The sequence below is a fragment of the Clostridium hydrogeniformans DSM 21757 genome, from assembly GCF_000686705.1.
Lineage (GTDB): Bacteria > Bacillota > Clostridia > Clostridiales > Clostridiaceae > Clostridium_Z > Clostridium_Z hydrogeniformans.
This window is the reverse complement of sequence record NZ_JMLJ01000003.1, coordinates 149,225-164,703: the sequence shown is the minus strand read 5'-3', so window position 1 is coordinate 164,703 and position 15,479 is coordinate 149,225. Positions and strand designations below refer to the sequence as shown.

Sequence of the window (15,479 nt, the reverse complement as noted above, 5' to 3'; positions counted from 1 at the left end):
GAATTTATATGAAGAACTATAGAATACCTACACTTACTATAGCAGGATCTGATTCATCAGGTGGAGCCGGAATTCAAGCAGATCTTAAAACCTTTAGTGCTCTTGGAACCTATGGTATGAGTGTTATAACAGCTATAACAGCTCAAAATACAAAGGGAGTATTTTTAGTTGAAGACCTAAGTAATGAGATTATAAAAAAACAAATAGAAGTAGTTTTTGAGGATATCCCTCCTAAGGCTGTAAAAATAGGAATGGTATCTAGTCCTTATATAATAAAAGAAATTGTATATACCCTTAAGAAATATAACACTAAGTATTTAGTAGTAGACCCAGTTATGATATCTAAAAGTGGATATTCACTTTTAAAGCCAGAGGCTAAAGAAAATTTAATAAAATATCTTATCCCAATGGCTTACATAATAACCCCTAATACACTAGAGGCAGAGGAAATAACAGGTATCCACATAGAAAATTTAGAGCATATGAAAAAAGCAGGAGAAAAAATCTTAGAACTTGGACCTAAGTATGTACTTATGAAGGGAGGTCACTTAGAAGGAGAGGCAGTAGATGTTCTCATAGGAAAAGATACCTTTAAGGTTTATAAATCAGAAAGATTAGATAGAAAAAATACTCATGGTACAGGTTGTACATTATCCTCAGCCATAGCTTCTCATTTAGCGCTAGGCTACGAAATAGAAGAAGCGGTAGGACTTAGTAAGGTATATATAACTGAAGCAATTAAAAATAGTTTTGATATAGGACATGGAGTAGGACCCGTTCATCATTTTTATAGATTTCAGGAGGGAAAATAATGTATGACTTAATAAATAAGGTTAAGGAAATAAATCCACTAGTACTTCATTATACTAATCAGGTTACAATAAATGATTGTGCTAACATAACATTAGCCTTAGGGGCTAGTCCTTTAATGAGTTATTCCTATGAAGAGGTAGAAGAAATAGTTAAGGTATCTAGTTCAGTAATTATAAATATAGGAACTATGAATTCAGAGTACTTAGAGTTATTTATAAAGGCGGGAAAAGCAGCTAATAAATATAATAAACCCTTAGTCTTAGATCCTGTTGGGGTTTTTGCTACTAAGACTAGAAGTGACTTTACTAATAAGCTTCTTAATGAGGTAAAGTTTTCTGTTATAAAGGGAAATGTAGCAGAGATAAAGTATATAGGTGGCTTTGATGTAAAAGGACAGGGTGTGGACTCCTTTGATGATGAGGAGGCTGAAGAAGAGGTTATAAAGAAGGTAGCGTTAAAATTAGGTTGTGTAGTAGTGGCTACAGGAAAAATAGATATTTTAAGTGATGGAGAAAAGATAATAAAAATATATAATGGTACACAAAAACTTAAAGGAATAACTGGGACAGGCTGTATGACTGGAAGTCTTATAGGAAGTTATTTAGGGTGTACAGAAAATATTTTAGAGGCTGCAGCAATGGGGATTCTTACTATGTCCCTAAGTGGTGAAATTAGTGATAAGGATGATATAGCACTTGGAAGCTTTAAAGTAAAATTAATGGATACAGTTTATGGATTAACTAAAGAAAAGATAGAAAGTTATAGCAAGGTTGAACTTATATAAAAGAATAGGAGAATACTTTAAAGGAGGGATAATAATGAAAGAAAAATTAGAACTTTATTTAGTTACAGATTCAGATATGTTAAAGGGAAGAGACTTTTATAAGGTTATAGAAGACTCTATAAAGGGTGGAGTAACTATGATTCAGCTAAGGGAAAAAGATGCCTTAGGAAAAGAATTTTTAGAAAAGGCTTATAATCTTAGAAAGTTAACTAAAAAATATAATATACCACTTATAATTAATGATAGAGTAGATATAGCTCTTCTTGTGGATGCAGATGGGGTCCATGTAGGGCAGAAGGATATACCAGCCAAAGAGGTAAGAAGATTAATAGGAAAAGATAAGATTTTAGGGGTATCTGCTAGAACTATAGAGGAAGCTATGAGGGCAAAAGAAGATGGAGCTGATTATTTAGGAGTAGGAGCTATATTTTCAACTACCACTAAATTAGATGCAAAGAATGTAAAAAAAGAGGAAGTAAAAAAAATAAAAGAGGATGTAGGTTTACCTATGGTGGGAATAGGAGGATTAAACTTAGGTAATATACAGAAAACATTTAATTATGGATTAGATGGATATGCAGTAATATCTGCTATATTAGGAGCTGAGGACGTATATAGTGAATGTATAAAATGGAATAAAGCTATTAGAGAATAGCATAATAAGGTGATATATAGAAAAGTATCTATGAATTAGTCTTAAATTCATAGATACTTTTTTAATTGTAGAATTTAATATATTAAGCTTTTAATATATGGTTATTTAATATAGTAAGTTTACTTTAAAGCTTAAAGTAAATTTTTATGTGGTCTCAGTAGCAGTATTTATATCTAAGTTTTCATTTTCAGAAGATTTAACCATAATAGCAGATGCTATCATAAAGCATAACCCTAAAAATTTAACTATGGAAAAGTCTTCGCCAACTATAGTCCAACCTAGGATTGCAGATATAACTAGTTCTACTGAACTTATAATTCCTACTATTGATAGATCTATTCCTGTCTCTATACCTGATAGATAGAATATGTAAGCTAGGGAAGCTGGTATTAAGCCAAGTCCAAGCATAAGGAGTATGGTAGAAGTATTTCCCAGGTAATGTGTCATATTCCATGGCTTTGCTAAAGGAGTCATAAATAGGGCACCAAATAAAAAACCATAGATTATAAGTGTTAGACTTTTGCAATTATTTAAGGCACCTTTACTTATTATAGGCATTAGAGCATAGGTTATACTTGACCCTATACCAAGGAAGATTCCTAAAAGATTTAGAGAAGAGAAATCAAAAACTCCACCAGTGACAGCTACAATTGCTCCTATAAAACATACACATAAAGAAATTTTTTTTCTTTTATCTATTCTTTCTTTATATACAATACTTGAAAATAAAGCTACAAATAAAGGTGAGGTATATAAAAGTACTGCAGATACAGAAACGCCAATTTTATTTATTGCATTAAAATAGAAGAAATTAAAGGCAGCTTGGCATATAAAACCTATAAGTATGGAATACAAAAGAGAAGATTTATTTATTTTTAAAGCTTCTGGAATAGTAAATAAGGAGTATAAAGATAATATTATAAATCCTAAAAATAATCTTGTAAAAGCAACTTGCTCTGGAGTTAAACCTTTTTGTATAAGTCCATCAACAAAAATTCCAATGGTTCCCCACAAAACCCCAGCTATAGCAATTAAAAAGCACCCCTTGTTTTTCATGGTAATCCCCCTTAAAAAATAATTAGTGGTATTAAGCCTTATGAAAAGCTTTTAATCACAATTAATAGATTACCTAAGTAAGTGTATTTATGTCAATAAGTTAAGGGATAAAATATTTACTATTTTTATAAGAATAATTAATCTATTACAAGGTATATAGATCTAAGCAATAAAAAACCACCAGTAAACTTAGAAGAGTCCACTGGTGATTTTTTATTATATAGATGTATTTATTATATAGATTTATTGAAAATATAAAATCTATTGTTTATTTTTATTAGTATTTTCCTCTAACTTATTATCTTTAGTGTTTTCATTATTAGAAGTCTTGTTATTAGTAGTATCTTTAGAACCTTCATCATTAGAAGCTTTATTGTTATTTTCTTTAGGAGTATTAGATGACTCCTTGTTTTTAGAGGTATTCTCCTCTTTCACCTTTGAGGTATCTTCTTTTTCTTCACTATTACTAGAAAAAAGATCACTAAAGAAATCTGTTATAGAATCCCAGGCATTAGAGAAAAAGTTTCCTATCTTAGAGAAAAAGCCTTTAGCTTCCTCACTAGTTAATTTGTCCTTTAAATCTTTGGTAACCTGATTTAATTGATCCTTAATATCTTTAAAGTTTAAGTCTAATTTATTGATTTTATCCATAAGCTCAGTAATAGTTTTAACATCATCATCATTTAATTTTGAGTGATTTTTAGTTTCTTTTTTTACTATTTTTTCAATTTCTTTTTCATTTTTAGGTTTTTCTTTAACTACATCTTTTTTTATCTCATTTATTAAATTAGCTGCATCATCTTGTCCTATTTTTTCTCCTAAGTCTCCAGTAACTACTATTTCTTGGTTTGCAGCTTTCTTTTTATCTTCATCTATTTTTTCACCTTTTTTACTGTTTTCAAATCCTTTTAATATTCCAGTAAGAGCAGCAGTACCAGACACATTAAATGGAGCAGAAGCCTTAACTTCAGCATTTTTAATACCAGCGGTGATTAGAGCATTCCTTATCATTCCCTCAGTAACCCAGTAAATATTATTAGTGGATATTTTTAGACCACCACTAGATGTAGGTTCTACAAAGGAGCTTGATATGGATCTTGTACCTAGTTGTTTTGAAGAAGCTACTCCTTTTAAGTATTTTTCCTCTTCATCTATGGTAACCTCAAGAACATTGGCTTCTTTTCTATCCACTCCAAAATATTTAAGCATGTCTTCTTTTTGCTCTTTAGTTAAATCAGCACCTAAAGTAACTACCTTAAATGCATCAGCATGGGCTTTTTTAGAAGGGAGGCTTCCCAGTAAGGTTATAGTAAATAAAATAAGTAAAATTTTACTTAAAGTCTTTTTAAACTTCATTTTGTAATCTCCTTTATGTTTTGTTATTAAGAAAAATTTAAGTAGTTAACTTTAGTTTATCCTTGTAAGGATTAATGATAATTAAATTTTAAGCTAAAAGTTATCTATTCCTATGTAGGTATTATTTACTACAAAAGGTTCATAAGTAAAGCAGTATAGTTTTTACCCACAGGATATATTAGATTTTTCTACTATGTTGTATATTATAGCATAGTAGGAAATAGAAAGAAGTTTAAATAATATTACAAACCATATTGAATATATTAAATTATAGTTTTTAGTAGTATTTTATATTAAAGAAGGTAACCAGACAGTCCTAAGATTCTTATAAGTATCTATATAAAAAACAAAATAATGATACAATATATGTATAATATGGGATTAAGAAGGAGTGGGCCTGTGAGAAGATATAAGAAAGTAATAAGGTGGGTATTAATAATATTAATTGTAATTTTCTCTTTAGTATTTTTATATGCATATAATTCAGGATTTTCTATTGAGGGTTCTTTACCGGAAATAGGTGATTCTATAAAAGGGGATGAAGTTCTATCAGTTGAAGATATGAAGGAAGACTTAGATTTTATAGTTGAGAGACTTAAAAAGATACATCCTAAAACCTATAATGGATTTACTAAAGAGCAAGAGGAACTTATTGAGAATATATATATAAAAATAAAAGTTCCTATGGAAGCACAAGATTTTTATTTTTTAGCAAATGAAATAGTTACTTCATTTAAGGATGCTCATACTAGTCTCTCTTTAAGTAAAAATGAGAATAATAGGGGATTAAAGCTAAAAATTAAATGGCTTTATGATGGACTTTATATTACGTCTTCTAGCGGCACATTAAATAAAGGAGATGAGATAATTAGTATTGGAGACGAAACTATAGAGGATATTCTAAAAGAATTGGAGAAGATAATTCCAGCAGAAAATATTTATTGGGTTAAGGTAATTGGAGAAAAGTATATCTTAGATGAATTTTTTCTTAAGCATCTAAATTTAATCCATAATAATGAGGATGTAAAAGTTAAAGTAAAAAGAGGAGAAGAAACTATAGTAAGTAAGATTAAGTTAGAGGAGAATTATAGAGAAAAGGAAGATAAAAAATTAGCATATTATAATATATATAAAGAAAACTCTTTAGGGATATTTACATTAAACTCTTGTGAAAATAATGGAGAATATAATAATAAGTTAGAGAGTTTTTTTAAGGAAGTAAGGGATAATAAAATAGAAAATATAGCTGTGGATTTAAGAAATAACACTGGTGGAAATTCTAAGGTAATAAATAGTTTTATAAGCTACTTAAATATAGATGATTATAAAGTTTTTAGTGGAACATATATAAGGTTTTCTAAGTATGCTTCAGATCAAAATGGTCATCTGAAAAACTTCGGTTATAAAGAATTTAGTGGATCAAATGATAAAAATAAAAAGGTTAAAGATAATACCTTATTATTTAATGGAAAAACCTATGTATTAACCTCTAATAAAACTTTTAGTTCTGCTAATGATTTTGCTATGACAATTAAGGATAATAACATTGGAACAATTATTGGTGAACCTACAGGAAATGCTCCAAGTTGTTATGGAGACATCATAATGTGTCAAAGTCCTAAGGGGAAATTTATACTATCAGTTTCTTATAAGAGGTTTTATAGGGCAGATAAGAGTAAAAATAATGAAACTTATATGAGTCCAGATATTATTGTAAATACTACTATAGAAGATATTATTAATGATAAAGATCCTCAAGTTGAAAAACTTAAGGAAGTTACAAATATTTCATTGAATTAAATCCTTTCCTTAGTAAAAAATAATAATAGAGTCAATAGAGAGGAGGAAGGGAAATGAAAAATAATAAAAAAACTAGCAACAATAATCAATGGACATCTTCTGTGGAGAACACAGGGGAAACAAAGGAAAGAGAGCATAAAACAGCTACAGATAACCAATGGACATCTACAGCTAAAACTAAAAAATAATTTATTTAATTTAGATTAAGTATTACAGCTATTTTATAAGGGTTAACATAAGACTTAATAGAGTATAGATAAATTATTTTGAGATTATAAATATATGGATATAATATTTTATACTAAAGTTATATGTAAGTTTAACAATATATCTTAAGCAAGTATTGATATTAAAAGATATGTTTAATAAAGAAGAAGAGCTTCAGCACAGGGCTCTTTTTTTCTTTTTTATTCAAGATATTAAATATATTTTAATTAAATATAAAGTAAAGAAAATAAAAATAATTAAGCAGTGAGGAGATATTTTAGGGAGAGATAAATTTTTATTAGTAAAGAAAGTATGGATTATATTAATAAATAGTAAAATTTACTATTAAAGTTGACTATTAGTCATTTTGGTAATATTATAGTTATGTAAATAAAATGACTAATGGTCATTAAAAGAGGAGAGCTTGTTAGGAATGAAAGCAGTTGAAGAAAACAGGAGTGGGAAAATCCTTGAAAAGAAAATAATAAAAGAGAAAAATATATACAACGCAGCCTATGATTTATTTACTACTAAGGGGATAAATAATACAGCTGTTGATGACATAGTGAAAAAAGCAGGAGTAGCTAAGGGAACCTTTTATCTATATTTTAAAGATAAATATGACATTATAAATAAATTAATACTCCAGAAAAGTAAGCAAGTCTTTAGTGAGGCTATGGATGAAACTGAAAAGCGAGGAATTGAAGATTTTGAAGAAATGTATTTGTTCTTTGTAGATTACATAATAGGATATTTTAAAGAGAATAAAATAATGCTTAAACTTATCAATAAGAATTTTTCTTGGAGTGTTTATAAAACTGCTTTAGAGAAGCATGAAAAATATGATGAAGTAGACAAGACCCTAGGGTTATTTATAAATAATTTAATGGAAAGAGGAATGGATAGAGAGGAGGCGGAACTTACATTATTTATGGTAGTAGAATTAGTTGGAAGTGTTTGTTATAGTTCTATAATTCATAATGAACCTGTAGACATAGACACTATTAAGCCAATTCTATTTAAAAAGATATTAGCTATGATAAGACAAGATTAAAGGAGATGATAAAGGTGAAGAGGTTTGGAAAGTTTATCTCAGAGCATAATGTATTAGTGCTTATAATAGGGGTTGCTTTACTAATTCCAGCTACCTTAGGCATGATAGGTACAAAAATCAATTATGACATCTTAAGTTATTTACCTCAAGAATTAGATTCCACAAAAGGACAAACTGTATTAGATAAAGTTTATTCAGATGCAGCTACCTCCCTTTTAATTGTGGAAGGGATGGAAGAGAAAGATATTGTTAAACTTAAGGAAGATGTAAAAAAGGTAGATGGAGTAGAGGATGCTTTTTGGATTGATGATGCACTAGATATAAGTATTCCTAAAGAAGTTTTACCAGATAAAATTAAAAATAATTTATACAGTAAAGATTCTACTATGATAATTATAAAATTAAAAGAGTCAGCAGCATCAGAAAGAACTCAAAATACTATAGCTAGTATAAAAAAGCTTATGAATAAACAGTGTTTCTTAAGTGGAATATCAGCTATAGTTAAGGACACAAAGGATCTAGCAGATAGGGAAACTCCACTTTATGTAGTATTAGCAGTGGTATTCTCAACTATTGTTTTACTTTTATCTATGGAATCAGCATTAGTACCAGTAATATTTCTAATAGCCATAGGTATGGGAATTTTATATAATATGGGAACGAATATTTTCCTTGGAGAAATTTCTTATATTACTAAGGCATTAGCAGCAGTACTTCAACTTGGAGTTACCATGGATTATTCTATATTTTTAATGCATAGGTATGAAGAGGAACTTGTAAATCATGAAAGTAAAAAAGAAGCCATGACAGAGGCTATCTCAACTACTATGTTATCTATTTCAGGTAGTTCTTTAACCACTATAGCTGGATTCTTAGCTCTTTGTACTATGGATTTAGCATTAGGAAAAGATATAGGTATTGTAATGGCTAAAGGGGTTGTAATTGGGGTATTATGTGCAATAACTATATTACCAGCTTTTATATTAACCTTTGATAAATTAATTCATAAGTTTAAACACAGAACTATATTGCCTGAATTTAAAAAAGTATCATATTTAGTAATAAATCATTATAAGGCATTTATAGTAATATTTATAGTAGCTTTTATACCAGCAATATTTGGAGCAAAAAACACATCAGTGTATTATAACTTAGATGAATCACTACCGAAAGATATGGAGTCAATAGTAGCAACAAATAAACTAAAGGATGAATTTAATATGATGACTACTCATTTTATATTAGTTAATGATGAGATACCACCATATAAACTTAAAGAGATAACAAGTAAAATTGAAAAAGTTGATGGAATTGAAAATGTTCTATCTTATGATAAATTTATTGGACCAACCATACCAGAGGAGTTTGTCCCAGATAAAATAAGGGATATATTTAAGCAGGGTGGTTACAACTTAATTTTGGCTAATTCAAAGTATAAATCAGCAGAGGAAGCTGAAAATATACAAATTCAAGAACTTACAGATATAGTTAAAGCTTATGACGAAAAAGCTATGGTAGCAGGGGAGGGGGCTTTAACTAAGGATTTAATAAATATAGCAGATGAAGATTTTAAGAAGGTTTCTATAGCCTCTACTTTAGCTATATTTATAATAATACTTTTAGTATTTAAGTCTGTAAGTATACCAGTACTTTTAGTTTCAGCTATAGAATTAGCTATACAAATAAACATGGGTATACCTTATTATACAGGAACAGTTATACCCTTTATTGCCAGTATTGTAATAGGCACTATACAGTTAGGAGCCACAGTAGATTATGCAATACTTCTAACCTCTAGGTTTAAAGAAGAACTTAATAGAGGATATGAGAAAAAGGAAGCTATGAGGGTAGCATTAGAAGGGTCAGCAAAATCTATAACTACCAGTGCTTTAACCTTCTTTGGAGCTACTGGAGGGGTTGCTCTTATTTCAGATATGGCTCTTATTAAGAGCTTATGCCTTTTAATTGCAAGGGGAGCTTTAATAAGTATGGTAGTTATTATATTAGTGCTTCCATCTTTACTGTTAGTTTCAGAAGGGATTATTTCAAAAACATCAAAGAACTGGAAGAGTGAAGAGAAAATAGAAGAAGCTAAAAATATACCGGTATAGGAGGGGTTATTATGAGAAAATCAATGTCTAAAAAATTGGTAGCAATGGTTACCTTAATATCAATGGCAAGTACTACCACTGTATATGGGTTGGAAATAAATAAGGATGAGTCTGTATATATAACCTTAGATTCTGATGGAAAAATAGAAAATAAAATAGTAAGTGCTTGGATACATTCTGATGAAGAAGGAATAGAAATTAAAGATAAAGCAAAATTAGAAAATATTAAGAACGTAAAGGGAGAAGAAAAACCTAAAATAGACGGAGAAGATGTAACATGGAATTTAGAAGGAAATGATTTATATTATAGAGGGGATGCGAAAGAAGAGATTCCACTAGATGTAACAATAAAATATTACTTAGATGATAAGGAAATATCTCCTAATGATATAAAGGGTAAGGATGGAAATATAAAAATAGAGTTAGAGTTTAAAAATAACTCTTATAAGGAAGTTGAAATTAAAGGCGAAGAAAGAAAAATATATACTCCTTTAGTAACTGCAGGAGAGGTTGCATTTTCTTTAGACAAGTTTTCAAATGTAAAGGTAGATGGTGGGTCTGTTATTTCAGAAGGAAATAATAATATTGTAGTATTTACGGCGTTTCCAGGTATGGAAGAAAGTTTAGGACTTAAGGACTTTAATATAGATCTTGGAATTGAACTTAGAGATAAAATTGTAATAGAAGCAGAAGCAAAGGATTTTGAAATGGGATCTATTATGATGGTTTCAACTACAAAGCTACCAGAATTTAAAGAGTTAGAGTCATCTTCAAATATTGATGAATTAAAAGAGGCTTTAGATAAGTTAAAGGATGGAAGTAGTGAACTTTTAGATGGTACAGGAAAGTTAAAAGATGGAGTAAATGAAGCGAAGAACAAATTACAAGAAGCAAAAAAATCCTTAGAAGATCCTAAGACAAAAGAAAAACTAGGCTTAATAATGGATAATAACAAAGTTAGTAGGGCTAGTACTTTAATAGATCATGGATACTTTGCAAAGGATTTAGATACATCTAAAATAAAAGAGATTCTTCCTTTAATTACAGAAGAAAATCTATATCATGGAAATGTTTTAATGGAAGATGGAAAGGTTTTAATAAAAAATGCTAAAACTTTTGAGGAATATATAAAAAAAGTAGAGATACTTAAAAAGGATAAGGAACTTAATGAACTCTTAAATAGTGGGCTTTCAATAAAGAAGCAATATGATGCTATATCTCCTAATACAAAAGACAAACTTAATATTCTTTTAAATGCAACTACTAATGAAAATATAATTAAGGGTCAAAATCTAGTAAAGGGAGCATTAAATACTGATAAAGATATGAATAATCTTATAGGGGGATTATTAAAGGCAACAGGTACTTCAAATATTAATGATGCTATTAAGGTTATAAATAATAATCTTAATAATGCTCAAAAGGCTTTAGGAAATGAAAATCTAGGAAAGCTTCAAGACATGGGTAAAGATTTTGAAAAATATGGTCAAAGTTATTTAATATTAAAATCCTATATGGTACGAGATATGAAGGAAGGATTAGATTTTAATAAGGCAAAAGAGAAGGCTATTTCAACCATATCTATGGTTTATGGAGAACAAGGTAATATGCTAATTCCTATGATTAATTCCATGACTATTAATGATTTTACTAAGGAAGCTATGAATGGGGATGCATTAAAACTCTCTTCTTACAAGAAATATATGGATGAAACTGTAAAAGACATAAAAGGAATTGCTCCAGGATTAAATGGGGTACAAGCTATCCTAGATGGAGGAGAACTTCAAAGATTATTAGGTTTTTATGGAACAATGAAGGAAAATGAAGCCTTTATAAAGCCTTTAATGGAAACTTATTTAAGCTTAAATGAGGAAGACATAAATTCTATTGTAGAAGTTAAAAATTCAGTAGCAAAGCTTTCTAAGGGAATTGAAGAAAATAAGGAGAAGTTAGATGGAATAGAGAAGGCTATAGAAGATTTTACTCATAATAATAGTAATGTTATAGATGAAATAAATAAATTTAAAAAGGATTTAAATGATGCAAGGAGCTTAATATCTACTTTAGAAAATTTAGCTAGTAATAAAGATAATATAGATATTAATGAAACAAAAGTATTAATTACAAAACTTATGACAATGCAAAATGACTTAAAAGAAAGTGAAGATATTTTAAGAATCACTAAAGACTCCCTTTCTAAAGGAAATATAGATAGGGCAAGAAACTTAATAAACTCTCTTCCTAAATTGCAAGAGGGAATAGAAACTCTAGCAGATGGAACAAATAAGCTTAATGATGGTATGAAGAAGTTTAATGATGAGGGAATAGAAAAACTGCATAAAGAGGGAAATGAAAAGGTTGAAGACATAGAGAAGATAATGGATATAAAAGATGAGGTAGTCAACCTTTCTAAGGAATATGATAGCTTTTCAGGCAAAGGAGAAGGAATAAACAGTAATGTTAAATTTATTATAAAAACAAAGGAAATAAGGAATGACAGTAAGGAGAAAGATGAAAAAGTAAAAAAAGAAGTAGTAAAAGAAACCACTAAGGAAAGCAAGAGTTTCCTAGGATGGATTAAAGGGCTGTTTTCTTAAGTAAAATCTTATTAATATTAAATTAGTAAAATTATTAGTTTAAACTATAAGATTTTAATATAAAACATTAGATTATTCATTAAAAATATCCTTAATCTATAGTGCTTTAGGCTGGTGTATAAATTAAATTTTAAACTTTAAACCCTATAAGGTTTTTAGGTTTAAAGGTAATAAAATTATCATCTTAAACCCTTAGAGTATAAAACTTTAGTTTTTAGGAATAAATGATTTTAGAGTGATAAATCAAATAAATATAACAAATTATACATCTATAGTTAATTTTATTAATATAAAATATAAGCACTATGATTTATTAAGTTTAATATTTAATAAATTTATAGTGCTTACTTATATTAAGTTTAATATTAAATTATTAAATAATAGTGTAAATTTTAAGCTTTGACATGGTTTTTAAAAATTTATAACATATTTTATAAAATGCATAAGCTTATAATAATATCATTAAATTAAACTAATAATATATAAATATCATATATTAGAATAGAATCTATATATTTAAGTTTATATATAGAGGAGTAATAATTAATTTTAAGGAGAAATGTATGAAGAAAAATTTTACAATAGACTTAATTTTTGAATATATATTATGCGCTATATGTATTTTTTATGTGATTATAGGGAGTATTACAGTAAAAGAGGGGTATATATTTTCTTCTCTTATTACATTGGGAACTATTATAGGAATAAGAATATTTTTTACCGCATGTAAAATAAAATTACCAATTTCTTTAAACTTAACAATTCAGTTTTTTATATTTATATCTATGATATTAGGAAAAATAAATAATTTCTATGGTTTATTTCCATGGTGGGATTTGTTTCTACATTTAGTATCAGGACCGGTTTTAGTTATGGTTGGATATATAATTTTTATAAAGATAAATAAGAAAAACATTAAAAATAATGTAACTGCAATTACAATAGTTATGTTTTCTTTATTTTTTGGTATTGCTATGGCTGGATGTTGGGAAATTTTCGAGTTTACTACGGATAAGTTATTAGGACTAAATTCTCAGGGCGGAAGTCTTCAAGATACTATGGAGGATATCATAGCTGGAACATTAGGATCAATTTTTATGATCCCCTTCTTATTAAAATATCTAAAGTATGGTAAAGGGGCTTTCTTTCATAATTTAACTAAGTCTATGATTGGAGAAAATCATAAAGATTATAATAAGAATAACTAAAAATATATTTAAAAAGAAATTAATAAAATACAATATTTAAGAAAAATAAAAAAACAGAACATAATTAAAGAACTATTTCCTTTAATTATGTTCTGTTTTTTATAGTATATTAAAATTATAGAGATTTTATATATGGATTTTTGCATAATTCTTGAAGTTTATCCTTATCTAATATATATATTTTCTTGTTTTCACACCTTATAACTTCTTCTGACTCAAGTTCTTTAAAGGTTCTATTTAGATGTCTATAGGTGGTTCCTAAGAATTGAGCAATTTCTTTAAAGGATGAATTTAAAATTACATAGTTTTCATCTGTTATATGGTGAGTTAAATAACTAGATAATCTATTTATAAGAGGATACACAAAATTATAGGAACTATTATTAATAGTTACATAAAGCTTTTCACTTAAAGAACTTATTAAATGATGAAGGAAATTAATATTATACATATATTTTTTTCTAAGGATATCAGAAGGTATTGCTATTAGATAAGTGCTTTCTATTGAGTTAACATCACAGAGTATAGGAACATTTTTAAAAAGTTCTAAGTCTCCTATAGAATTAAAATCTTTATAAAATTTTAAAAACATTGATTTACCATTTTCAAAAAGATAAGAAATTTTTATTTGTCCATCTACAAGTAAATAATAGTATTTAAGAGGACAGGTTGATTCTAATATATATTCATCCTTCTCATAAAAATGTAGGGTAGCATATTCTAATATTTCTTTATCTAATATGTTATCTATATTGTGTTTAATAATATAATGGTTTAAAAGGTCTTTGTCTAAAATTTTTTTCATAAGTTTCTCCTTAATAGGACATATGTCCTATATAAATTCATGAGAATATTGTAATTTATTTATAAGGTGTTGTAAAGTATAAGTATAGTAGAATAATGGAAATATAACTATTTATCAGAATATATATTTAATATTAAAATTAGTACAAAACATAAGGTAAAGAATATTAAGTTAATCTTTTGGGATATTAGGTTAAATGATAATATTTGAATATGATATAATTATAAAAAATTAAACAATAGATTAATAATTATAAAAATTATTAATTATATGGGGGGTATTATGAAATACGATATTATAATGTTTGATGCAGATGACACTTTATTTGATTTTAAAAAATCTGAAAGAGAAGCTTTTAAAAATACTATGGGTGAATTTAATATAGAATATGACGAAAACTATCATCTAAATATATATAAGGATATAAACAGGGTTATATGGAAGGAACTAGAGGAGGGGCTTATTACCCAAAAGAAATTAAAAGTTGAAAGATTTAAGCGATTATCATACAGGTTAAAGGTTAAATTTGATGAAGAAAAATTTGCAGAATCATATATGAATCATTTATCCTATGCATCTTATGTATATGAGGATAGTATAGGACTTTTGGAGGAGCTACATAAGAATAACAGACTTATTATAATTACCAATGGACTTAAGAAAGTCCAAGATAATAGAATAAAAAAATCTACTATAGCAAAATACTTTGAATATATAGTAGTATCTGAGGAAGTTAAGATATCAAAACCAGATCCTAAAATATTTGAACATACTTTAAATAATATAAGTTACACTGACAAAAGTAAGGTTTTAATGGTGGGGGATAGTTTAACTTCTGATATACAAGGAGGAATAAATTTCGGCATAGATACTTGCTGGTTTAATCCAGAGAAAATTGTTAATACAACAGAAATAAAGCCTACTTATGAAATTGCTAACTTAATAGAACTGAAAAGTATCCTTTAAAATATATAATTTTACTATTTAAAATAAACACTATGTTTCTATTTTAGAAAGTCATAGTGTTTATTTT

13 protein-coding genes are annotated in these 15,479 nt (G+C 27.7%); 10 read left to right on the top strand and 3 right to left on the bottom strand.

All coding sequences use genetic code 11. The features are described from left to right. The first annotated feature begins 8 nt into the window (after nucleotides 1-8). The 3 genes from thiD to thiE are packed head-to-tail and all read left to right on the top strand — an operon-like array spanning nucleotide 9 to nucleotide 2,252. The gene (thiD, locus tag BR69_RS0100715; protein ID WP_027631453.1) at nucleotides 9-812 is read left to right on the top strand and encodes a bifunctional hydroxymethylpyrimidine kinase/phosphomethylpyrimidine kinase; all 804 of its coding nucleotides are present in this window, start codon (nucleotides 9-11) and stop codon (nucleotides 810-812) included. Then, nucleotides 812-1,597, top strand: a complete 786-nt coding sequence (gene thiM / locus BR69_RS0100710; protein ID WP_027631452.1) for a hydroxyethylthiazole kinase — start codon at nucleotides 812-814, stop codon at nucleotides 1,595-1,597. The genes thiD and thiM overlap by 1 nt, the downstream gene beginning before the upstream one ends. A gap of 34 nt (nucleotides 1,598-1,631) precedes the next feature. Continuing rightward, nucleotides 1,632-2,252 (top strand): thiamine phosphate synthase, encoded by a 621-nt coding sequence (gene thiE, locus BR69_RS0100705; RefSeq protein WP_034849005.1) that lies wholly within the window; start codon nucleotides 1,632-1,634, stop codon nucleotides 2,250-2,252. Between the two features lie 144 nt (nucleotides 2,253-2,396). Here thiE and BR69_RS0100700 read toward each other — a convergent pair whose 3' ends face one another. Together BR69_RS0100700 and BR69_RS19620 are read right to left on the bottom strand one after the other, a co-directional pair. Continuing rightward, nucleotides 2,397-3,308: a DMT family transporter gene (locus BR69_RS0100700; protein WP_027631450.1), complete on the bottom strand. Its 912-nt coding sequence runs from the start codon at nucleotides 3,306-3,308 to the stop codon at nucleotides 2,397-2,399. 261 nt (nucleotides 3,309-3,569) lie between these two features. Then, nucleotides 3,570-4,664, bottom strand: coding sequence for a DUF1002 domain-containing protein (locus tag BR69_RS19620; protein WP_051623429.1), 1,095 nt, complete (start codon nucleotides 4,662-4,664; stop codon nucleotides 3,570-3,572). Nucleotides 4,665-5,063: 399 nt separating this feature from the next. On the opposite strand from BR69_RS19620, the gene BR69_RS20980 reads away from it, so the two are divergent. From BR69_RS20980 to BR69_RS19610, 6 genes are all read left to right on the top strand, one after another. Next, nucleotides 5,064-6,464 (top strand): S41 family peptidase, encoded by a 1,401-nt coding sequence (locus BR69_RS20980; protein ID WP_051623428.1) that lies wholly within the window; start codon nucleotides 5,064-5,066, stop codon nucleotides 6,462-6,464. A gap of 53 nt (nucleotides 6,465-6,517) precedes the next feature. Then, on the top strand, nucleotides 6,518-6,652 hold the full coding sequence (locus tag BR69_RS22255; protein WP_278246072.1) for a hypothetical protein: 135 nt from the start codon (nucleotides 6,518-6,520) through the stop codon (nucleotides 6,650-6,652). A gap of 452 nt (nucleotides 6,653-7,104) precedes the next feature. Next, the gene (locus BR69_RS0100680; RefSeq protein WP_027631449.1) at nucleotides 7,105-7,725 is read left to right on the top strand and encodes a TetR/AcrR family transcriptional regulator; all 621 of its coding nucleotides are present in this window, start codon (nucleotides 7,105-7,107) and stop codon (nucleotides 7,723-7,725) included. A 14-nt stretch (nucleotides 7,726-7,739) separates the two neighbouring features. Next, a complete protein-coding gene (locus tag BR69_RS0100675; protein WP_027631448.1) occupies nucleotides 7,740-9,836 on the top strand; it encodes an efflux RND transporter permease subunit in 2,097 nt (698 codons plus the stop codon). 11 nt (nucleotides 9,837-9,847) lie between these two features. Beyond that, nucleotides 9,848-12,433 (top strand): YhgE/Pip domain-containing protein, encoded by a 2,586-nt coding sequence (locus BR69_RS0100670; RefSeq protein WP_027631447.1) that lies wholly within the window; start codon nucleotides 9,848-9,850, stop codon nucleotides 12,431-12,433. 563 nt (nucleotides 12,434-12,996) lie between these two features. After that, complete coding sequence (locus BR69_RS19610) at nucleotides 12,997-13,641, top strand: DUF2238 domain-containing protein (RefSeq protein WP_051623427.1); 645 nt, start codon at nucleotides 12,997-12,999, stop codon at nucleotides 13,639-13,641. Between the two features lie 115 nt (nucleotides 13,642-13,756). Here BR69_RS19610 and BR69_RS0100660 read toward each other — a convergent pair whose 3' ends face one another. Continuing rightward, nucleotides 13,757-14,446 (bottom strand): Crp/Fnr family transcriptional regulator, encoded by a 690-nt coding sequence (locus BR69_RS0100660; protein WP_027631446.1) that lies wholly within the window; start codon nucleotides 14,444-14,446, stop codon nucleotides 13,757-13,759. A 282-nt stretch (nucleotides 14,447-14,728) separates the two neighbouring features. Here BR69_RS0100660 and BR69_RS0100655 point away from each other — a divergent pair, with 282 nt between their 5' ends. Continuing rightward, complete coding sequence (locus BR69_RS0100655) at nucleotides 14,729-15,412, top strand: YjjG family noncanonical pyrimidine nucleotidase (RefSeq protein ID WP_027631445.1); 684 nt, start codon at nucleotides 14,729-14,731, stop codon at nucleotides 15,410-15,412. Nucleotides 15,413-15,479 lie beyond the last annotated feature (67 nt).